Here is a 20,510-nt window from a genome sequence, read left to right on the forward strand (position 1 = left end):
GTCGACACACGGCCAGTGCCGCCGCGCCGTCAACCCGTCGGGCGAGGGCTGCGCAGGTCGATGCCGGGCACGGTGAGCGACCGCCAGCACCACGATCCGCCGCGCCGGTCGAGGCCGACCTCGATGTCGACGTGGTCGCCGCTCATCGTGAGCCTGCCCGCCGCCGTGGCGGAATCGTCGTGCACGGCGATGCGCCCCGTCAGCTGCGCCCCCGTGGTCTGATGCGCCTGTTCGATCGCCGCCGCCACGGGGCGTTCCGCGTCCTCACAGGTCAGCGCCCGCAGTGCGGTCTTGTCCTGCCGCGTGAATCCGGTCACGATCCGCTGAGCGACGTCGCGGGCTCCTGCGCCCGCCGTACCTTCCGCGTCGCCGCCCGCGAGGAAGCCGGGTGCGACCCACGCCGTGAACGCGAACACGCCGACGAGCAGGGCCACGCCGCCCCCGGCGATCGCGGCGAGCCGCGTGGGGCGGCTGCCGCGCGGTGACGGGGCGAAGGCCGCCGGCCCGGTCCGATGCCGTTCCGGCTGCCACCCTTCCTGCCCGGGCCCGCCCGACCACTGTCCGCCCTGCTGCGGACTGCCCTGCGGACCGCCCTGCTGCCGGTGCTGCTGCGGCGTCCCGTGTCGGTCCGGCGTTCCGTGGCCGGGAATCGCACCGTGCGGCTGCCGGTGGCCCGGTGCCGCACCGGAGTGCCCCGGAGCGCCCGGTGGTGGGTGCTCGCGCCGGGCGTCGTGTCCGTACCCGGATTCGTGCGGCCCGGTTCCGTGCCCGTACGAACCGTCCGGGTACGACCCGGTGTTGTACGGCATCGCTCGCCCCCTCGTGTGATCGACCGCAGGATTGTGCCATGTCGCCACCGCGCCTCCGGCGTTCAGCCGCTGCCGAGCTTCCGGCCTTCCTGCCGCGTGCCGCCGGTCCCGCGCCTCCGGCGTTCCCGCGGCGACCGCGGGGTTCACACCACGTGTGCCGGGGTGCAGAGCGGCCGGGCAGCGGGAACCGCACCCGCCACCCGGCCGCCTCGGCTCACCTGCCGGTCAGTTGTCGAGCACGAGCGCCATGTCGATACACCACGGCTCGGTTTCCTCGGTGTTGTTCAACGTGAGCCGCGAGCTGTCGCTGAGCTCTGCGCCGCCCACGGTGCCGGAGATTCCGACCGAGGCGAGGTAGTCGTTGCTCAGCCGCGCCTCACCCAACTCGATCTGCGTGGGGCCGTTGACGAGGTCTTCGAGGCCACCGCTCGTGAGGGCGTTCTCGCAGAACATCGACTGGGCAGTCTGCTTGTCGCCGGAGTTGACGGCGCCGACGAACTTCTCGGCGTTGCCGCGCCACTCCTCACCGTCGCCGCCACCGTCCGGAGCCGGGTAGTCGTCGGCGGGCGACGGTTCCGGCTCCGCCATGTCGGTACTGGGACTCACGCCGCCGGGATCCATGCCGGAGACCTCGACGGACTGCCAGCACCATGCGTCGCCGTCCTTCTCCAGCGTTGCGCTGGCAGGAACGTCCTGGCCCTCGATGTTGATCGTGGCTTCGGCCGTCGCGGTGTCGCCGTTGTCCTGCACCTCGCCGAGCTCGGCGCTCTGGACGCTGCTCGCCCCGCGGATCACGTTGTCGACCATGGGATCGGCGTCGGAACAGGCGAGCTGTTGCAGGGCCTGGCTGTCCTGGTCGTTGAACCCCTGAACGATCTTCTCCGCCAGTGCCTGGGCGCCGGAGTCGCCCGAACCGGAACCGCCGCCTTGTTCGTCGTCGGCGAGGAGGAAGCCGGGTGCGACCCAGGCGAGGATGGCGAAGACGCCGAACAGCAGCACGACGGTGCCGAGTGCGATGCCGACGATCAGGCCGGTCTTCTTCTTGGGCGGCTCACCGCCGGGGCCGGGCGGGTACATGCCGTACTGGCCGGTCGGGTCGTATCCCGGATAGCCCTGCTGGCCCGGGTACCCCTGCTGCGGGTGGTAGCCCTGTTGACCCGGATAGCCCGCCCCCTGCTGCGGATATCCCTGCTGGCCAGGGTAGCCCGCCCCCTGCTGGCCGTAGCCGTGCTGCTCCCAGCCGCCCTGTTGGCCGCCCTGGCCTGGTTGCGGTGGATATGTCATCGCTCGTCCCCTTCGCGCCGTAGCCGTCGCAGTGTCGCACGGCTACGGCGCAGGTGACGCGACTTTCCGGCTAATCCGGACGGGGAGAGCGAGTGCCCGCGGCGGTCCCGGGTCCGGGGCCGCCGCAGGCACCGGCGATCACTCGTAGTAGGTGAAGCCGGAGTCGACGCACCATCCGGTCTCGTCGAAGTTCTCGATGCTCACGTTGGTGTCATCGGTCAGCCGCTCACCACCGACGGTCCCTGTCAGGTAGACGTAGGCGTAGTACGTGCCGCTGTCGTCGACCTTGGCCTCCTGGACCTGGGTCGGGCCGTCGATCAGTTCCTGCAGGCCGTTCCCGGTGTCGGCATCGCTGCAGAGCACGGACTTCGCCGCTTGCTTGTCACCGGAGTTGATGGCGCTGATGAACTTGTCCATGTTGGTGCGCCATTCACCGCTGCCGGTCTCGTCGGTGCTGCCGCTGTCGGAGTCCGGGACGCTCGCGCTGCTCGACTCGGCCGGGTCGGGCATCTCGGCGCTCATGTCGCCCGGGTTCATGCCGCCCATGTCACCGGGGTCCAGGCCCGAGACCTCGACCGCTTGCCAGCACCAGGACTCGCCGTCCTTCTTCAGGTTCGCGCTGACGGGGACGGACTGGCCTTCGATGGTGACGGTCCCGTCGGCCGTCGCGCTGTTGCCGTTCTCCTTGACGTCGCCGAGTTCGGCACTCTGCACATAGGTCGCGGACTGAATGACGCCCTGGACCATGGGATCGGCGCCCGAACAGGCGAGCTGTTGCAGCGCCTGGCTGTCCTGGTCGTTGAAGCCCTGCATGATCTTCTCGGCGAGGGCCTGGGCGCCGGAGCCGTCCGAACCGGAACCGCTGCCTTGTTCGTCGTCGGCGAGGAGGAAGCCGGGGGCGACCCAGGCGAGGATGGCGAAGACGCCGAACAGCAGCACGACGGTGCCGAGTGCGATGCCGACGATCAGGCCGGTCTTCTTCTTGGGCGGTTCACCGCCAGGGCCGCCGACGCCGTACTGGCCGGTCGGGTCGTATCCCGGATACCCCTGCTGACCCGGATACCCCTGCTGCCCCGGGTAGGGCTGCTGCCCCGGATATCCCTGCTGACCGGGAAAGCCCTGCTGGCCCGGATACCCCTGCTGGCCGTGGCCCTGCTGTTCCCAGCCGCCTTGGCCATAGCCCTGTCCTGGTTGTGGTGGATACGTCACCGGGGCCTCCTGCTTGCGTTACGACCGCGCGGATTCTGCCACGTGGCGGTGGCACCCCGGTGGTTCCGTGGTGGTTCACCCGGTGGTTTCGTCCGGCTTGCCGCGCGAACAGGCCTGGCGGCGGGTGGTGTGGACCACGCCGACGCCGGGCCTGCGGTGGCGGACCGGATCAGCCGTTGGCGAGCGCCTGCAACCTGTCGTAGGCGCCGTTGAACGAGTTCTGGTCGAGCGGACTGGAGGTGTACTGCCAGATGGTGTGGTAACCCCAGCCGTTCGGCAGCGGGCCCACCGAGTCGGCGTACCGTGCCACCCACAGCGGGACGGTGTCACCGAACGACTGTGCCGAGCCGACGCACATGTTCCACCAGCTCGTCGACGTGTAGATCACGGGCCAGCGGCCGGTGCGCGAGTGGTAGGTGTCGTGGAAATCGCGGACCCACGACGCCATCTGTGCCTGGTTGAGGCCGTAGCACGGATCGTCGCCGTAGGGGTTGTACTCCATGTCCAGCGCGCCCGGCAGGGTCTTGCCGTCGCCGGACCAGCCGCCTCCGTTGTCCACGAAGTAATTCGCCTGTTCCCGTCCGGAGGACGAGCTCGGCACCGCGAAGTGGTAGGCACCGCGGATCATGCCGACGTTGTACGAACCGTTGTACTGCTGGGCGAAATACGGGTTCTCGTAACTCGTGGCTTCGGTCGCCTTGACGTATGCGAACCGTTTGCCCTCGCCCCACCAGTGATCCCAGTCGACGTTGCCCTGGTAGCTGGCGACGTCGATGCCGGCCACGGTGGCCTGCGCCTTCATCCCGTCCGCGCCGACGCCTTGTGGTTGCGTCGCCCGCGCCTTCGTGGCGGGCGACGAGTTGTCGCCCTCGACCCTGGCGATCTGCGACCCCATCGCGTGATTTCCGATTTCGAACGCATCCGTCTCGCCGGTGCTCGACGGTGCTGCGCCTGCCGGTGTCGTGAGCGCGCCGAGCAGGAGCGCGCCGACCGACCCGGCCACCACGGCGGTACGCATCCGCCGCCGGATTCTTCGTGCAGTGGACATGCGACGTATCCCTTCACAATGTGCCCTCGCGATGAACGGCTTACAGCAGGTGGCCGTTCGGGCGTTGATTGTTATAGGAGGTCGCGAACTTTGTCACTAGTTGGCGTGAAAACTCCGCTACGAGTGGGTGATGTACATCCGGAATTGCCACCGGAACGGCACCGGGACCCACTCGCGGTATCAGTAGCGCTATTCGGGTGATGTTCTCCGGCGGGAAATACGCTCGTCGTGATTCGTTCGAGTGACGACCGCTTTTCCGTTCGGGGCGACGGGTGTAAAAGAACGCCGGGGCGGTTTCCACCGGCAATCACCGTCTCGCGGCTCACCGCCGGGGCGTCACTGCTGCTGAGCGAGTGCGTGCCGCAGATGGTGCGCCGGAACCACGGCCGTGACGAGGTCGTGCGGGTTGATCGCCAGCGGGTGCTCGCCCAGCAGGTCGACGATGTCGCGGCCGAGCACCGCGCGCGCATGCGGCCACTCCGCGGGCACCAGCGACTTCTGCGTGTACGCCGGCACCAGGATGCGGCCGTCGGCGTTGTGGAACCCGATCACGGTGCGCTGCACGGGCGAGAGTGCGTACACGAACAACGTCGCGTCCAGGATCACCGCAGGCAGATCCTCGGCAGGGCGGTGCTTGGTGTGCACCAGTTGCAGCAGCCGTTCCAGATCGGACGCCGGTTCCGGGTAGCCGAGCGCCTTCGGGGAGGGCCGGTACCGGTCGTTGGGGTGGAAGTCCTCCACGATCTCGCCTTCGTTGTTCACCGGATAAGCACCGACGACCGCCCAGGAGGGAACGCGTCCCGCCGGGTCGAACGCCTCGTCGATCACGTACAGCCAGCTGTTCGGGTTCGCTCTCGCGTTGGCCCGCATCTCCTTGGTGATCTTGGGATTGCGGCCCGGCCGGTGCTGGGGCTCTCCCGGTACCAGCCGGTTCGCGTCGTCCCGCTGCTCCATGTAGCTCTCCACGTTCACTGCCGTGCCGCCGGCATGTCCGCCGCCTGCATGACCGCACCGCGGCACTCCTCACGGCATCCGAGTGGAGCGGCCGCGGACCGGTCGACGCCCACTCTAGTGTGGACACATGCCCACATCGCGCTCGGTCGATCCCGAAGAGTTACGAGAGGCTGTCCGGAGCGTGACCGCGTGGCTGGACGGCACTGCTCCGGCCGAGCCGGACCGCAAGCAACTGGCCTCGGCCGTTCGGTTGAGCCTGCGCACCCTCGCGGCGGTCGCCCCGGGACGCAGTGTCGAGGTGCGCGTGCCGCCGTTCGGTGCCGTCCAGTGCGTCGACGGTCCGCGGCACACCCGTGGCACGCCCCCGAACGTGGTCGAGACCGATCCACGCACCTGGCTCGAACTCGCGACGGGCAGGCTGCAGTGGACGGACGCGGTCGCCCGCGGCCGGGTCGCCGCATCGGGAGCCCGTGCCGACGTCTCGCACTGGCTGCCCATCGTCCGGGTGTGACCAGGGGCCGGCACGGCTCGCCGGGTCACGGCTTGCGGGCGACGCCTCCCGCGATGCAGTGCTGGGCCTCGTTGAGCGGCGTCAACCGCGGACCGTCCTGCCACCAGTCGGCGAGCCGGATGACACCGGGCTCGACGAGTTCGAGGTCGCCGAACAGCGAGCGGATCTCATCCAGGGTGCGGAACGAGCCCGAACCCATGGGGCTGTGGCGGAACTTGTCCTCCGCGCGCCGGGCCATCGGCGTGTGCTCGTTCTCGGGGTCGAGGAAGTGGCTGATCGAGACGAACGAGCCGGACGGCAGCCGCTCGTAGTAGCGGCGCATGATCTCGGCAGGCTTGTCCGCAGGCCCCTCGTAGTGGTGCAGCGTGCCGATGTGCAGCAGCGCGATCGGCTGTGTGAAGTCGAGATGCTCCCGCACCACGGCGTTGTCGAGCACCGCGTCGGGCTCGAAGATGTCGGCGTCGATCAGTGCCGTGTGGTCGTTCTCCTCGAGCAGCGCCCGGCCGTGTGCTGCGACGACGGGGTCGTTGTCGACGTAGATGACCTCGGCCTCCGGCCTGATGCGCTGGACGACCTGATGGGTGTTCTCCGCGGTGGGCAGGCCGGAGCCGCAGTCGAGAAACTGCATGATGCCGGTCTGCTGCGCGATGAAACGCACCGAGCGGATCAGGAAGTCGCGGTTCTCGATGGCGAGGTGTTCGGCGTACGGGGCCTCGGTGAGGACGCCGTCGCGGACCTCCCGGTCGATCTCGTAGTTGTCCTTGCCGCCGAGGAAGGCGTCATAAACGCGCGCGATACTCGCTCGCGTGGGATCCACGCCGACGGGCACGCGTTCGGTCTGTGGGACTGGGCCGGTGGACACGTGAGGGAAACCTCGCCTTCGACTGGGTACGTCACGTCGGGGACGTGGAGCGCACACAGGGTAGTCGGACAGACGTGCGAGAGTAAACATCGACCTGGCCGCCGCCGGACTTGATAGCCCGGCCGGGGGCGCCTACGTTGAATGTCCGGCTGAATCTGCTGCGTTACGATGATCGTTCCAGCTGGCGACAGGCACGTGTGGGTTACCGAGTCGTGGATGAAAGGGATGGAACGGCCGATATGACACCCGGATCAGAGGCTTCGTGGCCGACCGGGCCGTCGACAACCGGCGTTCCCTCACCCCGGGCAGGGGCGCAGGCGCCGGATCCGTCCGACGACAAGGGCCCCACGGCACGGCGCATGATCCTCGGCTCCCAGCTGCGCAGGTTGCGTGAGGCGGCGGAGCTGTCCCGCGCCGAGGCCGGGTACCACATCCGCGCGTCCGAATCGAAGATCAGCCGGCTCGAACTGGGCCGCGTCAAGTTCAAGGGCCGTGACGTCGAAGACCTGCTCACGCTGTACGGCGTGCAGGACGAGACGCAGCGTTTGACCTTCCTGGACCTGGTGGAGCAGTCCTCGCAGCCGGGCTGGTGGCAGAAGTTCAACGACTACATGCCGCGGTGGTTCGACGACTACGTCGGGCTCGAAGAGGCCGCGGCGCGGATCCAGACCTACGAGCTGCAGTTCTTCCCCGGTCTGCTGCAGACCAGGGAGTACGCGCGGGCGATCATGACGCACGGCCTGCCGGAGCACGCCTCTGAGGCGGCCGATGCGCGCGTGCGGCTGCGGATGCGCAGGCAACGGCTGTTGTTCCGGCCGGACGCGCCGAAACTGTGGGCCGTGATCGACGAGTCGGTGCTGTACCGGCCGATCGGCGGCCGCGACGTCCACCGCGCGCAGCTCGATCAGGTGCTCGAACTGACCTCGATGCCGCACATCACCGTGCAGGTCGTGCCGTACGAGCGCAGCGGCTACGCCGCCGAGGGGTCGTTCACGCTGCTGCGGTTCTCCGAGCCGGAGCTGCCGAACATCGGCTATGTCGAGCACATCGCCGCGGGTGTCTATCTCGACCGGGCCGACGACGTCGAGCTCATCGGCCGTGCCCTCGACCGGTTGGCCGTCGACGCCGAGACACCGGATCGCTCGCGGCAGATGATGCTCAAGGCTCGCGCCGACAGCTGACTTCGCGCGGCTGACTCCGCACGCGGGGGCACATGCGTGCCGGCTCGTCGAGGTCTCGGTGGCCTGCGCGACTGCCGAGTCTCATGCCGGGCTCGCCTGCAGGTCGGTCCTCCGGTGACCGAGACCCACGTGACGCCGAGACCCACGGGATACCGGGACCCCCGTGACGCCGAGCGACGTTCAGTTACGTTCCGTTGCCTTTCGCCGGGAAGAGTGAAACTCGGGCAGGTGTACGCATTGCGTTCACCCGCTCGCCGATAAAGATCAACCGCTCGTCGCAATCATGATCCCGTTCATCGACGCCGAGTAGTCGCGGCCCGTGTCAAGCCGGCTCTGACCTGCGGTTTATCCGCTGCGTTGCATTCGGGTGAAGAGCATCACGGGCTTTTGCACGTGCATTCACACGCGCACTAACGCGTGCTAACTTCGGTGCACACGTCAATGCACGTGCAGATGCATCCTCCAAAGGTTGAAAGTCGGGAAGGTGAGGATCATGCAGCGGATCGAGAACGGCGTCTCGTCGGAGCTGCTCACCGGCGCGCAGTGGCGCAAGAGCCGGTACAGCGGCGCGATGGGCAACTGCGTCGAGGTGGCACCTCTCGGCGGCGGTGACGTCGCCATGCGGAACTCCCGTGATCCTCAGGGTCCGGCTCTCGTCTACACCCGCGCGGAGATCGAGGCCTTCGTCGCTGGCGTGAAGGACGGCGAGTTCGATGACATGCTCGCCTGAACTTGCTCCCAGCGAGGTCGAGGCCACTCTCGGCAGGCTGATCGCCGAGGGCTACCGCTTCGTGCACCCGCGTGACGCCGACGGTGATCTCGTGACCGTCGTCGGTGTGCGGATGCACGAGACCGTGGTCGACGTCGTCCGGCTCGACGCCGAGGACGACGTCACCGCCACGCGGATGCCCTACGACGAGCCGAACATCCTGGAGCCCAAGCAGGTGCTGTGGCAGCGCAACGGCGGCATGGCAAACGTCGTCGACGCGCTGCTGGGGCTGGCGGACGACGAGTTCTCAGAACCCGCCGCGCCGCTCCGAACCGGCAAGGGCTGCTGGGTGCCGAACGGATCCGGCCGCGCGAAGTGGCTGCAGGCCACGGCCTGACCCCGCACCGAACCGACAACTCGATACGAGAAAGTCAACCCGGACGCGGGGCTTCGGACGCGACACGACGCGAGCCCCGCTTCTCGACACGGCAGGTTCCCCGCCGTGTCCCCAGGTCGGCGCTCAGACCGCGGTGGCGCAGTGCACCTCCCCCCTCGTCGCTGTGACGCCCGGTCTGAGCGCCATCTCACCCCGAACGGGCCGCCTCCGCGGACTAGAGTGGAGGCGGCCCGTTCTCGTCCTCAGGGGAGCCCCTCGGTGCACAACGACAGGCACGACAACCTGCTCGGCGACCACCACGAACCATCGCCGGCGTCGGTCACCGACCCCGACGGCCAACTCGAGACCGAACCCCGCGAGGAATGCGGCGTTTTCGGCGTGTGGGCACCGGGCGAGGACGTCGCCAAGCTGACCTACTACGGGCTCTACGCGTTGCAGCACCGTGGCCAGGAGGCGGCGGGGATTTCCGCGGGCGACGGTCGCCACGTGGTCGTGTTCAAGGACCTCGGTCTCGTCAGCCAGGTGTTCGACGAGAAGTCGCTGTCGTCGTTGCAGGGACACGTTGCCGTCGGGCACTGCCGTTATTCCACGACGGGTGGCGGCAGCTGGGAGAACGCCCAGCCGACGTTCCGCACCACCGGCGCGGGCAGCGGCATCGCGCTCGGCCACAACGGCAACCTCGTCAACACCCACGAACTGCACGAGCGAGCCCGCGAACTCGGCGTCGTCAGCAAGAACGGCGCCACCACCGACTCGGACCTGATCTGCGGGCTGCTCGCCGCGACCGCGGCCGACAGGGGTATCGAGGCGGCGGCCGCCGAGCTGCTGCCCTCGCTGCGCGGCGCGTTCTGCCTGACGTTCTCCGACGAGTCGACGCTGTACGCCGCGCGGGACCCGCAGGGATTCCGCCCGCTCGTGCTCGGCCGCCTCGAACGTGGCTGGGTGGCCGCGAGTGAGACCGCGGCGCTCGACATCGTCGGCGCATCGTTCGTCAGGGAGGTCGAGCCGGGCGAGCTCATCGCGATCGACGCCGACGGCATCCGCTCCACCCGGTTCGCCAACCCGGAGCCGAAGGGCTGCATCTTCGAGTACGTCTACCTGGCCCGGCCGGACACGACGATCTCCGGCCGCAGCGTGCACGCCACACGGGTCGACATCGGCCGCAGGCTCGCCGACGAGTACCCGGCCGACGCCGACCTGGTCATCCCCGTGCCCGAGTCGGGCACGCCCGCCGCGATCGGCTACGCGCAGGCTTCCGGCATCCCGTACGGACAGGGCCTGGTCAAGAACAGCTACGTCGGGCGCACGTTCATCCAGCCGTCGCAGACGATCCGCCAGCTCGGCATCCGGTTGAAGCTGAATCCGCTGCGCGACGTGATCCGCGGCAAGCGCCTCGTCGTGGTCGACGATTCGATCGTGCGCGGGAACACGCAGCGGGCGCTGGTGCGGATGCTGCGCGAGTCCGGCGCGGTCGAGGTTCACGTGCGGATCGCGTCGCCACCCGTGCGCTGGCCGTGCTTCTACGGGATCGACTTCGCCTCGCGCGCCGAGCTCGTCGCCAACGGCGCCGACCTCGACGGGATCCGCCGTGCCATCGGAGCCGATTCGCTCGGCTACGCGTCCGTGGACTCGCTCGTCGCGGCGGCCGAACAGCCGCGCAACCGGGTGTGCGCGGCGTGTTTCGACGGCGAGTACCCCGTGGAGCTGCCCGACGAGGCGGTCATCGGCAAGCACATGCTGGAGAACCTCGGCGGGGCATCGCAGGAACTGCCCGTCGTGGAAGCGGGGTACGGTGCCGAGGACGCCGTCGGGCGTCCGTAGCTTTGTGCCCCAAGGGCACCCTGGTTGCATTCAGTGCGACCAATGTGCCCCTGGGGGCACCCCCGTGCCGCAGTAATGCCGAGTGAGGAGTCCGCGTTCCGATGAGCGAGTCTGGCCGGGAGCCGGTCGTTGACGGCGCCGGTACCGAAGGTGCCGGCGCCACGTATGCCGCGGCAGGTGTCGACATCGACGCGGGCGACGACGCCGTCGAACTGCTGAAGCCCCACGCCGCGCGCGCGACGCGGCCGGAGGTGGTCGGCGGCGTCGGCGGGTTCGCCGGCCTGTTCTCCCTGAAGCTCGACCGCTGGAAGGAACCGCTGCTTGCGTCCTCGACCGACGGTGTCGGCACGAAGATCGCGGTGGCGCAGGCGCTGGACAAGCACGACACCGTCGGCATCGACCTGGTCGCGATGGTCGTCGACGACCTCGTCGTGACCGGTGCGGAGCCACTGTTCCTGCAGGACTACATCGCCGTCGGCAAGGTCGTCCCCGAGCGGATCTCCGCGCTCGTCGCGGGCATCTCCGAGGGCTGCGTCCAGGCGGGCTGTGCGCTGTTGGGCGGTGAGACCGCCGAACACCCCGGCATGATGGGCGAGCACGAGTACGACATCTCGGCGACGGGCGTCGGAGCCGTCGAGGCGGCCGACGTCCTCGGCCCGGACCGGGTGCGTCCCGGCGACGTCGTCATCGCGATGGGCTCGTCCGGCCTGCACTCCAACGGCTACTCGCTGGCGCGGCACGTGCTGCTGGACAGCGCGCGACTGCCGCTGGACGGGCACGTCGAGGAGCTCGGCCGGACCCTCGGCGAGGAGCTGCTCGAACCGACACGCATCTACGCCAAGGACTGCCTCGCGCTCGTCGCCGAGGCGGGCGTCCGCACGTTCTCGCACATCACCGGCGGCGGCCTCGAGGCGAACCTCGAACGGGTGCTGCCGCAGGGCCTCGTCGCCCACCTCGACCGGGGTTCGTGGACGCCGGCGCCCGTGTTCGCCGTGATCCAGCAGCGAGGCAGGGTCGAGCGGGCGGAGATGGAGAAGACGTTCAACATGGGCGTCGGCATGGTCGCGGTCGTCGCGGCCGAGGACGTCGACCGCGCACTCGCGGTGCTCACCGCGCGGCATGTGCCCGCGTGGGTGCTCGGCGAGGTCAAGACGGCCGACGGCGACACCGCCGACGGCCCGCGTGCGGTCCTGTCGGGCGACCACCCGCGGTTCTGACCGCCGTCGAACTCGCTCGACAGATCCCGGTAGGGCAGGTCATCGTGGCCGACGTGAACGAACTGCGGGTGAAGCCGAACTTCGTCGTCCCCGAGGGGGAACTGTCGGAGCGGTTCTCGCGCGCCTCCGGCCCGGGTGGTCAGGGCGTGAACACGACGTCCTCACGCGTGGAATTGTCGTTCGACGTGGCGCGGTCGGCCGCCGTACCGGAGTCGTTGCGGTCACGGCTGTTGGCCCGGCTGGATCGACGCCTCAGCGACGGCGTGCTCACGGTCGTGGCCGCCGAGCACCGGGAACAGCTCCGCAACCGAGAAGCCGCCCGGCAGCGGTTGGCCACCGTGCTGCGCGAGGCGGCCGCACCGCCGCCGAAGAAGCGCAAGCCCACGAAACCGACGCGGGGCTCGCAGGAACGGCGGATCGCAGCGAAGAAGCGTCGTTCGGACATCAAGCGGGGCCGCCGCGCCCGCAACGACGACTGAGCGTCCGCCACATCCGGCGCTGTCAGTCCCGCGTGCCCGCCCGTGGGAGCGCGGCGTGGTGTTCGGGACGACGTTCGTCCCCGAATCCGCAACCCGGGCGGGAGCAGCGCGGGGTCGGAGTGCGTGAGCCACGTGGCGACGGTCGCGCCGGCCATGGCACCGGCGGTGTTCACCAGGACGTCGTCGACGGAGGCGACGCGCCCGATGGCGGCGACGTACTGCATCAACTCGATGCCGCAGGACGCGGCGAACGCCGACACGGTGGCGCGGCGGGTGCTGCGCCACCACGCCCACCGCAGCGGCAGCAGCATCGCCGGCGGCAACAGCAGGCAGAGGTTCGCGGCGAACTGCCAGGCCGCCTCCTCGTCGGCTGTCACAGGAAGAAGATCCGTGCCGGGCAGCAAGTGCACCCGGCCATCACCGGCCGTCGGCACCGCGACCAGCAGCAGGATCCAGCCGATCACGAGGCAGAACGCCGTGTCGAGGCTCGCCGTCGTGACGGCCCGTCGCACCGGGAGCCGCTTGCGCCTGCGAGAGATGAGCATCAGCCACGCCGCCGACGCCGGAATCAACATCGTCACACCGACGGGAATGAGCCGGCCGAAATGGTGCAGCAAGAATTCCACGCAGCGGACCCCCTTGCGTTTCGTGCGCCCGGAGAAGAATCGCAAATGTCCTGCGCGGGTGCACACCGGAGATCGCCGTGACGTTTCCGAAGTTGCTCGGCCGTCGGTTTCAGTGGTATCAGCGCCGGGTTTTCGCCCGTTTTCGGGGGCCTGTTTCCGTTGTTCTTCCCCGGTGTTAACAGGGCGTTCCATCAGGAGAATCCCCTGACATGGCAGACCCTCCGTTCGTAGGTGGTCCGGTAGGGCGAATTCGCGGAGGTGCTTTTCCCGGAGTTTCGGGGTCGCGGTCGACTTCCCGCTTCCGGTGGCGACCGGAATGTCCCAAAAAGGGGGTTCACTCTCGACACAAGGCAGCTCCCGTCGGGGTTTCCCGATTCACGCGTTCGGGAATTCGGTGCTGCCGTGGCGGGTTCGGTGGAGCGGGTTTCTAGGTGGCGCTCGGTGCTTCGGCGGCCTCGAGGCACTGGGCGAGGATCCACTGTAGGTGCGCGCCCCGTGCGGCGTTGCACTCGTGGTCCCGCACGCCCGTAGCGATGAGCGCCGCGAAGTCGTCGAGCAGCGCCGTGTACGCCTCGGCGGCGCCCCGGGCGCGCGCCAGCGTCCGCAACCCGTGCTCGCCGTACACCGTGAACTCCGCCGCGGTCGGCTGCACCGGTACGCGGGTCGACATGCTGATCGTCGACGTCGCACCGCCGGAATGTTCGAGCACGATGTGCCACAGATCGTCGCCGGTCCGGTGGGCGGAGACGACACCCGTGACCGGTCCCAGCGCGGCATCCATCAGATCGATCACGTGCGGCCCCACGTCCACCAGGACTCCGTCGGTGGCACGCCACCCGGCCGTGTCGTACGTGCCGCCCAGCAGCGCTCCCGACAGCCATCGCGCGGCACCGCCGGTCCAGCCGCCTGCGTCACGGATCCCCGCCAGCCACTCGCGGGTGTGCTGGGTGTAGCGCATCGTCAGCATCATCAGCGACGCCACGCCGGCCTCGTCGACGGCGGCCGCGATGCGATCGGCCGTCTCCGGGTCGCCGGCGAGCGGCTTCTCGAGGATGACGTGCTTACCCGCCCGTGCGGCACGTTCGGCGAACTCGCCCTGCACCGACGGCGGAACCGCGAACGCCACCGCATCGACGGCGTCGAGCAACTCGTCGAACGTCCCCGCCGCCGAGCCGCCGTGCGAGTCGGCGAGTTCGGCGGCCGCCTCGGGACGCCGCGTCCACACGGCTTCGAGCTTCGTCGCCGGATGGTCCGCCAGGCCCGGTGCGTGCACGGTCCGCGCCCACGGCCCACCGCCGACCAGGCCGACCCGCAGCTGCGTGTCGTTCATGCCTCGCAGCGTAGGGCCCGCAACGGCGGCACGGGCAGCCGGTGATCACTCCCGACTCGCCCCGCACCGCCCACCGGGCAGGTCGTCGGCCTCAGCTGTAGTCGTAGAACCCGCGGCCGGACTTCTTGCCGAGCAGCCCGGCATCGACCATCCGCATGAGCAGCGGCGGTGCGGCGTACGTCGGCTCCTTGTACTCGTCGTACATCGAGTCCGCGATGGCCTTGATCGTGTCCAGTCCGACCATGTCCGACAGTCGCAGCGGGCCCATCGGATGGGCCGTGCCCTTCTCCATGCCCTCGTCGATGTCCTCGGCCGAGGCGAACCCGGCCTCGTACATCCGGATCGCCGACAGCAGGTACGGCACCAGCAGCGCGTTGACGATGAAGCCGGCGCGGTCCTGGCAGTGGATCGCCGTCTTGCCGAGCGTGCCCGTGACGTGCGCCTCGGCGCGCGTCACGACGTCGTCGGCCGTACGCACCGACGCCACCAGCTCTACGAGCGCCAGGACCGGAACGGGGTTGAAGAAGTGCACGCCCACGACGTGCTCCGGCCGCTGGGTCGCCATCCCCAGCTTCATGATCGGGATGGAGGACGTGTTCGAGGCCAGGACGGCACTGTCGCTCGTCACCACCGTGTCGAGCCTGCCGAACAACTCCGTCTTGGCCTGCTCCTGTTCCAGGATGGCCTCGACGACGAAGTCACGGTCGGCGAACGCCTCGATGTCCGTGGTGAACGTCAGCCGCCCGAGCGCCGCCTCGACGTCGGCGTCGGCGATCTTGCCCGCCTTCGCCGCGCGCTGGAGCGACTTCTCGATCTTGGCCTTCCCGGCGTCCAGCGCCGACTGGCTGACCTCGTTCACCACGACGTCCAGCCCTGCCCTCGCGTGTACCTCGGCGATACCCGAGCCCATCAGGCCCGCACCGACAACACCGATCCGCTGGATTTCCGGCACGTTCTCTCCCTTGAGGTGTCATTGGGCACGCGGAATGCGGGGGTGGCAACCGATCCGCTCGGTGCCACCCCCGCATTCGCCTGCGTCATCGACGATAGTCGTCGTACCCGTCGTCGTACGGGTCTTCGTACCGCTCCTCGTCCTCATGGCCGTTCTGGTCCGAGGAGTTGCTCGACAGCTCTCGCTGAAGTGCCTCGAGGTCCGTGGTGGGAACGCTGTACTTGAGCTCCCGGGCCACTTTCGTCTGCTTGGCCTTAGCTCGGCCGCGCCCCATGGCTCGACCCCCTTGCGCAGGGGCGGGGCGGCCGGGGGAAATCGGCGGCCCCGCGTCGTCTCGACAACTATTTCCTAGAGGACACCGTACCGTGTCCCCCGGGCCGGACGCGACGTGGCGCGGTGTGCGGGACGCGACACTGACGTAGATCACCCTCGGACGGGCCAGCCGATGCCCGCGCCGCCCCGGCGGCGTGCCAGGATTCCGGGGTGCTCCGACCATTCGTCGCCTATCTGCGGGTCTACGAACCGCTCGTCGCCTTCGGTGAGCCACCGGATGAGCGACTGTCCCGTGCGGTCGAGGAAGCCGCACTGACGCGGCCCGACGCGGGCGAACGCGAGATGGTCATGTGGTTGAAGTCACAGGCCGGTGAGAATCCGCGAATGCTGCCCAAGGAGCCGTCCCCGCTGCCGGACGTGCTGGTGCTCGACCCCGAGGACGTGCCGACCGAGGCGAGCGCCGAGGTCGGGCCGGGGCCGCTCGTGTGCCCGTTGGAGATCCGCCCGCGGTCGGCGGCGGCGCTCGTCGGTTTCCTCGGCGAGGCGCACCCGGCGCTGCGGGGCGCCGTGGTCGACGCGCTCGGCGCGCCGGAGGACCGCATCAAGTCGCGTGCCAACTCGGCGCTGCGCGACCTCTACGGAACGTCGATGCACGTGCTGTCGACGACGTGGACGGTGCCGCTGCCGTGGTTCTCGCTCGTCGACCCGCGGGAGTTCCGGCTGGAACTCGGTTCGGGGCAGGGCGATCCGAAGCGGGAACTGTCGTGGCGTGCACCCATGACCGATGCCCTGCGCCGGGTCGGTGAGGCCGAGGAACTGGTGGGCAACGCGCTCGGCGACGACGCGGGACCGGTGCAGATCCTCAGCGAGACGCACCGGTGGCTGGGCAACTTCCACCCGGCGTCGGCGGTCGAGCTGGATTACGGCGGGCTGGTGCAGCTCGTCGACGACCTGACGCTCGAGTCGGACACGTCCGCCGACGAGGTGCACATGCTGCTCGAGGCGCTGCGCAACGGCGACGTCGACGAGGTCGGCGAGATCTTCCAGACGCTGCGCGACTACTGGGGCGAACTCGCCGCCCGCGAACGTTTCAACTGAGAGTGACGCCCGCTCGTGCCCCCAGGGGCACTTTGGTTGCATTCAACGCAACCAAAGTGCCCCTGGGGGTGCTACCGCAGAGCGTCCGCCAACGCGCTGGTCACGCGGAGTGAGCCGACGTCGCGGCCTGCGCCCGTGACCGCTCCGGCGCCGACGGCCATGCGTTCCACGGCATCGCCGGCGGGTGTTGCGCCGAGCAGTCGCAACGTCTCGACGAGGATCGGTTCGCGGGCGCGTGCGTTGCCGTCGGCGACCTTCAGCGCCACCGCCGTGCCGTCGGCCAGCGCGAACGCGTGCACCCCCTCGGCTCCGCCCTTCATCAGCAGCCCCGGCACGGCCTCCATCAGCACCGTGTCCTCCCTGCCGGTGCCCGCGACCAGCCACGGATGCGCGCGCATCGCGTCGGCAACCCGCCGCAGGTCGCCGGAGTCGGCCGCGGTCATGCGGCCGAACGCGCGTGCCAGGCCGGTCAACGAGTACGCCAGCAGCGGGGCGCCACATCCGTCGACGCCGGTCCATGCGATCGGCTCGCCCACCACGTCCGACACGGTCTCGGCGATCACGCGCTGGAGCGCGTGATCCGGGTCGGTGTAGGTAGCCGTCGGCCACCCGGCCGACACGCACGTCGAGAGCATGCCCGCGTGCTTGCCGGAGCAGTTCATCGCCGCCCTGCGCCGCTCGGCCGCGGGCTCGTCGCGGGGCGTGTCGGGCGGGCAGTGCAGTGCGCCCGAGTCGAGGCCGGCTTTGGCGAGCAGGGTGAGCGCACGCTCGACGTGCTCGGGCTCGCCGTTGTGCGAGGCGCACACCAGTGCCAGGTCGTCGTCGGCCACGTCCAGCCCCGCCCGCAACATGCCGAGCGCCTGCAGTGGCTTGTTCGACGACCGCGGGTACATCGGCTCGTCGACGTCGCCGAGCGACGCGCGCACCGTGCCGTCCGGTGCGGTCACGACGACGCTGCCGTGATGGACGCTCTCGGTGAACCCGGAGCGCACCACTTCGACGAGCGCGGTCATGCGGGATCCTCCTCGGAGTCGGGGCCGGACGCGGCGCGCTGTGAGTCGAGCAGTTCGTCGACCGACGCGGTGCCGTGAGCGTAGCGGCGGGCGATCTCGGCGTTGAACGTGTCGACGACTGCCTGCACTTCCCGTCTGCGCTGCGACACCGAGCCCTCCTGCTGCCGGTACGAGTCGAGCGTGTCGGTGAGCTGGTCGTCGGACAGCGACACCACGTCCGACAGGTTCGCGTCACCGACCAGCGCCTCTGCTGCGCGCCGGTACTCGCCCGCGCGGGTCGGCTCGAGCGTCTGGTGCCTGCCCGAACCGGTCGCGGGCCCGAGCGCGTTGTCGGCCAGGATCGCGGTGAGCCGGGCGACGACGTCCTCGTCGCCCTGGTCGTCCGAACTCCGCCGCAGCTGCTCGGCCTTGACGATGTCGATGCGGGCGTGCAGCAGTCTGCGCAGGTAGGAGAGGTCGGTCTCCTCCTGGGCGGCCTCGTCGCGCCGCTCCCGCAACGTCGGCAACGGCAGCGCCTCGGGTTCGCTCGCGTAACCGGGCGCGAGGACACGGTCGATGCGACGTCGCCCGCCGGGCCGGACTTCGATCACGGGTTCATCCTGCTCTACGTCGTCGATCTGGACCAGAGGCCGGAAACCTCCGGGGTTCGGAGATCATGTCACCCTCGCAGCCGCGCGACGGCCTCGCGCCCCGGGGCCGCGCCCTCCTGGGGCACCGAATCCGGATCGATCGCCGCCTGCGGCCGCTCGTCGCCGGAGCCGGTGAGCAGCTCGGCATCCACCGGCGTGGACCGTTTGATCAGCGCCAATGCGATCGGGCCGAGCTCGTGGTGCTGGGCGACGCTGCCGACTCGGCCGACGGTGCGGTCGCCGCGCAGCACCGGGTCGCCCGTCTCGGGGTAGACCTCCATCGACCCGTCCAGGTGCAGCAGCAGCATGTTGCGCGGGGGCCTGCCGACGTTGAACACCTTGGCGACGGTTTCCTGCCCGCGGTAGCAGCCCTTCGCGACGTGGGCCGCCGACCCGATCCAGCCGACCTCGTGCGGGATGGTGCGGTCGTCGGTGTCGACGCCCACCCGCGGTTGCTGCGATTCGACACGGAGCGCGTCGAACGCCCACGAGCCGGCGGGCCGCGCGCCCGCGTCGGTGAGGCGCTTCCAGACGTCGACGAGGTCGGCGCGCGGGACGAGCAGGTCGATGGCGCCCGGTCGCGGCCACGGCATGCGGCGTGCGAACCCGCCGCCGGGCAGCGGGGTGATCGCGTACGGCTCGGCGGGCAGTTCCACGGGCGTGTCGCCGCCGAGCGCGGTCAGCGTCTCCTCGGCGTCCGGCCCGAGCAGTGTCAGCAGGGCGTACTCGCCGGTCGCGTCGTGAATGTCGACGTCGGACCAGAACTTCATGGCTTGCAGGTAGTCGATCAGGGTCTGCTTGCCGCCGTTCGGCATGGCGCTCGTGGCGTGCGAATCCGGGTCGGTGTCGAGGTGTACGACGTCGCCGGTGTAGCCGACGACCATGTGCGCGTCGATGTGACCGTGGGCGTCGAGCACTAGCGCCTCGGTGCCGGTGTCGGCGGGCAGTTCGGACACGTGCTGCGACAGCACGAGGTGCAGCCACGACAGCCGTTCCGGGCCTCCGACGGTGATCACGTGCCGGTGCGACCGGTCGACGACCGCCGCGCCGCGCGCGGCGGTGCGCTGTTCGGCGAACGGATCACCCCAGTGCCACGGCACGCCTGCCTCGGGGTGGTCGTCGGGTGCTGCGACGGCGCCGGGCAGTTCGGACAGGGGCGAGGAGTACGTCATACCGCGATCGTATGTCGGAGTCCGGGCCGACGGCCGGAAGCGTGCGCCGCGCCGCTGGGTACGGTGAACGCCATGCGCGTCCTCGCTTTCCTAGACGGAACCTTCGCCGACCCCGACCAGGCTCACATCCGTGTCGACGACCTGGGGCTGGTGCGTGGCGACGGCATCTTCGAAACGATCCTCGTGACGAACGGGGTGCCGCGTGAGCTGGACGCGCACCTGGACCGCTTCGCGAGGTCGGCGGCGAAGATGGACATGGTGCCGCCGGACCGCGAGGCGTGGGAGCGCGTGATCCGCCTCGTCATCGACAACTGGCCCGCCGACGTCGAGCTCGCGCTGAAGATCGTGCTGACCCGCGGCGTCGACGGCGATCCCGACGAGAAGCCGACGGCGTTCGCGTACGGCACCGACATCGCCGAGTCGACGAAGAAGGCGCGGCGTGACGGGATCGGCGTGGTGACGCTGAACCGCGGGTTCGAGGCCGACCTGATGGAGCGCGCGCCGTGGCTGCTGCTCGGCGCGAAGACGCTGTCGTACTCGGTGAACATGGCGGCGCTGCGGGAGGCGCGTCGCCGCGGAGCCGAGGACGTGATCTTCACCAGCACCGAGGGCTACGTGCTCGAAGGTCCGACGTCGAACGTCGTCCTCGCGCGCGGCGGGACGCTGTACACGCCGCCGCCGACGAACGGCATCCTCCCCGGTACGACCCAGGGCGACGTGTTCCGTGCGGCGGAGCGGGCCGGTTGGAAGACCGAGGTGACGCAGCTCAAGGTCGACGAACTCGCCGGCGGGGACGCGCTGATGCTGGCTTCGTCGGTGCGCAAGCTGACGCGGGTGCACACGCTCGACGACGTCCGCCTGGCCGACGATCCCGCCGTGGCGATCCACGCCGAACTGGCGACGGCCTACGACGCGCAGTACGAGTAAGCCCCTCGC

21 protein-coding genes and 1 pseudogene are annotated in these 20,510 nt (G+C 69.7%); 9 read left to right on the plus strand and 13 right to left on the minus strand.

All coding sequences use genetic code 11. From position 1 onward, the window contains the following. Positions 1 to 29: 29 nt before the first annotated feature. The 5 genes from LY12_RS23300 to LY12_RS23320 all read right to left on the minus strand — a co-directional run bounded on the left by LY12_RS23300 (position 30) and on the right by LY12_RS23320 (position 5,304). Positions 30 to 809: a hypothetical protein gene (locus tag LY12_RS23300; protein WP_253859595.1), complete on the minus strand. Its 780-nt coding sequence runs from the start codon at positions 807 to 809 to the stop codon at positions 30 to 32. Positions 810 to 1,034: 225 nt separating this feature from the next. After that, on the minus strand, positions 1,035 to 2,093 hold the full coding sequence (locus tag LY12_RS23305) for a hypothetical protein (RefSeq protein WP_253859596.1): 1,059 nt from the start codon (positions 2,091 to 2,093) through the stop codon (positions 1,035 to 1,037). A gap of 138 nt (positions 2,094 to 2,231) precedes the next feature. Beyond that, complete coding sequence (locus LY12_RS23310) at positions 2,232 to 3,302, minus strand: hypothetical protein (RefSeq protein WP_253859597.1); 1,071 nt, start codon at positions 3,300 to 3,302, stop codon at positions 2,232 to 2,234. 169 nt (positions 3,303 to 3,471) lie between these two features. Next, a complete protein-coding gene (locus LY12_RS23315) occupies positions 3,472 to 4,350 on the minus strand; it encodes a lysozyme (protein ID WP_253859598.1) in 879 nt (292 codons plus the stop codon). A 336-nt stretch (positions 4,351 to 4,686) separates the two neighbouring features. Continuing rightward, positions 4,687 to 5,304, minus strand: a complete 618-nt coding sequence (locus tag LY12_RS23320; protein ID WP_253859599.1) for a type VII secretion system-associated protein — start codon at positions 5,302 to 5,304, stop codon at positions 4,687 to 4,689. A 127-nt stretch (positions 5,305 to 5,431) separates the two neighbouring features. On the opposite strand from LY12_RS23320, the gene LY12_RS23325 reads away from it, so the two are divergent. Continuing rightward, positions 5,432 to 5,815, plus strand: coding sequence for a sterol carrier family protein (locus tag LY12_RS23325; protein ID WP_253859600.1), 384 nt, complete (start codon positions 5,432 to 5,434; stop codon positions 5,813 to 5,815). A 25-nt stretch (positions 5,816 to 5,840) separates the two neighbouring features. On the opposite strand, the gene LY12_RS23330 is transcribed toward LY12_RS23325, so the two are convergent. Then, positions 5,841 to 6,677, minus strand: coding sequence for an SAM-dependent methyltransferase (locus LY12_RS23330; RefSeq protein ID WP_253859601.1), 837 nt, complete (start codon positions 6,675 to 6,677; stop codon positions 5,841 to 5,843). A 239-nt stretch (positions 6,678 to 6,916) separates the two neighbouring features. Between LY12_RS23330 and LY12_RS23335 the strand changes: the two genes are divergently transcribed. The 6 genes from LY12_RS23335 to arfB all read left to right on the plus strand — a co-directional run bounded on the left by LY12_RS23335 (position 6,917) and on the right by arfB (position 12,481). Next, positions 6,917 to 7,858 (plus strand): Sco1979 family transcriptional regulator, encoded by a 942-nt coding sequence (locus LY12_RS23335; RefSeq protein ID WP_504967637.1) that lies wholly within the window; start codon positions 6,917 to 6,919, stop codon positions 7,856 to 7,858. A 493-nt stretch (positions 7,859 to 8,351) separates the two neighbouring features. After that, a complete protein-coding gene (locus LY12_RS23340; protein WP_301303083.1) occupies positions 8,352 to 8,588 on the plus strand; it encodes a DUF397 domain-containing protein in 237 nt (78 codons plus the stop codon). Beyond that, entirely contained in the window at positions 8,572 to 8,964 is a 393-nt protein-coding gene (locus LY12_RS23345) for a hypothetical protein (protein WP_253859602.1), read from the plus strand. The genes LY12_RS23340 and LY12_RS23345 overlap by 17 nt, the downstream gene beginning before the upstream one ends. Positions 8,965 to 9,246: 282 nt before the next feature. Continuing rightward, complete coding sequence (gene purF, locus LY12_RS23350; protein ID WP_253859677.1) at positions 9,247 to 10,785, plus strand: amidophosphoribosyltransferase; 1,539 nt, start codon at positions 9,247 to 9,249, stop codon at positions 10,783 to 10,785. A 101-nt stretch (positions 10,786 to 10,886) separates the two neighbouring features. Next, positions 10,887 to 12,002, plus strand: a complete 1,116-nt coding sequence (gene purM, locus LY12_RS23355; protein WP_253859603.1) for a phosphoribosylformylglycinamidine cyclo-ligase — start codon at positions 10,887 to 10,889, stop codon at positions 12,000 to 12,002. Positions 12,003 to 12,055: 53 nt separating this feature from the next. After that, positions 12,056 to 12,481 carry an alternative ribosome rescue aminoacyl-tRNA hydrolase ArfB gene (arfB, locus tag LY12_RS23360; protein ID WP_253859678.1) on the plus strand — a complete coding sequence of 142 codons (426 nt, stop codon included), beginning with the start codon at positions 12,056 to 12,058 and terminating at the stop codon, positions 12,479 to 12,481. A 140-nt stretch (positions 12,482 to 12,621) separates the two neighbouring features. Here arfB and LY12_RS26180 read toward each other — a convergent pair. From LY12_RS26180 to LY12_RS23380, 4 genes and pseudogenes are all read right to left on the minus strand, one after another. After that, a pseudogene (locus LY12_RS26180) lies at positions 12,622 to 13,299 on the minus strand (VanZ family protein); the annotation flags it as partial. A 235-nt stretch (positions 13,300 to 13,534) separates the two neighbouring features. Continuing rightward, on the minus strand, positions 13,535 to 14,437 hold the full coding sequence (locus tag LY12_RS23370) for a Gfo/Idh/MocA family protein (RefSeq protein WP_253859604.1): 903 nt from the start codon (positions 14,435 to 14,437) through the stop codon (positions 13,535 to 13,537). Positions 14,438 to 14,528: 91 nt separating this feature from the next. Further along, a complete protein-coding gene (locus LY12_RS23375) occupies positions 14,529 to 15,389 on the minus strand; it encodes a 3-hydroxybutyryl-CoA dehydrogenase (RefSeq protein WP_308292163.1) in 861 nt (286 codons plus the stop codon). Between the two features lie 85 nt (positions 15,390 to 15,474). Next, positions 15,475 to 15,663 carry a DUF3073 domain-containing protein gene (locus LY12_RS23380; protein ID WP_183648247.1) on the minus strand — a complete coding sequence of 63 codons (189 nt, stop codon included), beginning with the start codon at positions 15,661 to 15,663 and terminating at the stop codon, positions 15,475 to 15,477. A gap of 209 nt (positions 15,664 to 15,872) precedes the next feature. Here LY12_RS23380 and LY12_RS23385 point away from each other — a divergent pair, with 209 nt between their 5' ends. Further along, on the plus strand, positions 15,873 to 16,760 hold the full coding sequence (locus LY12_RS23385; protein WP_253859605.1) for a DUF8083 family protein: 888 nt from the start codon (positions 15,873 to 15,875) through the stop codon (positions 16,758 to 16,760). Between the two features lie 71 nt (positions 16,761 to 16,831). Here LY12_RS23385 and LY12_RS23390 read toward each other — a convergent pair whose 3' ends face one another. From LY12_RS23390 to ygfZ, 3 genes are all read right to left on the minus strand, one after another. Next, on the minus strand, positions 16,832 to 17,773 hold the full coding sequence (locus LY12_RS23390; RefSeq protein WP_253859606.1) for an asparaginase: 942 nt from the start codon (positions 17,771 to 17,773) through the stop codon (positions 16,832 to 16,834). Beyond that, on the minus strand, positions 17,770 to 18,363 hold the full coding sequence (locus tag LY12_RS23395) for an RsiG family protein (RefSeq protein WP_253859607.1): 594 nt from the start codon (positions 18,361 to 18,363) through the stop codon (positions 17,770 to 17,772). Before LY12_RS23395 ends, LY12_RS23390 begins: the two co-directional genes overlap by 4 nt. A 68-nt stretch (positions 18,364 to 18,431) precedes the next feature. Beyond that, positions 18,432 to 19,574: a CAF17-like 4Fe-4S cluster assembly/insertion protein YgfZ gene (gene ygfZ, locus LY12_RS23400; protein ID WP_486352043.1), complete on the minus strand. Its 1,143-nt coding sequence runs from the start codon at positions 19,572 to 19,574 to the stop codon at positions 18,432 to 18,434. Between the two features lie 72 nt (positions 19,575 to 19,646). Between ygfZ and LY12_RS23405 the strand changes: the two genes are divergently transcribed. Continuing rightward, complete coding sequence (locus LY12_RS23405; RefSeq protein WP_253859608.1) at positions 19,647 to 20,501, plus strand: aminodeoxychorismate lyase; 855 nt, start codon at positions 19,647 to 19,649, stop codon at positions 20,499 to 20,501. Positions 20,502 to 20,510 lie beyond the last annotated feature (9 nt).

The organism is Prauserella alba (assembly GCF_024171735.1).
Lineage (GTDB): Bacteria > Actinomycetota > Actinomycetes > Mycobacteriales > Pseudonocardiaceae > Prauserella > Prauserella alba.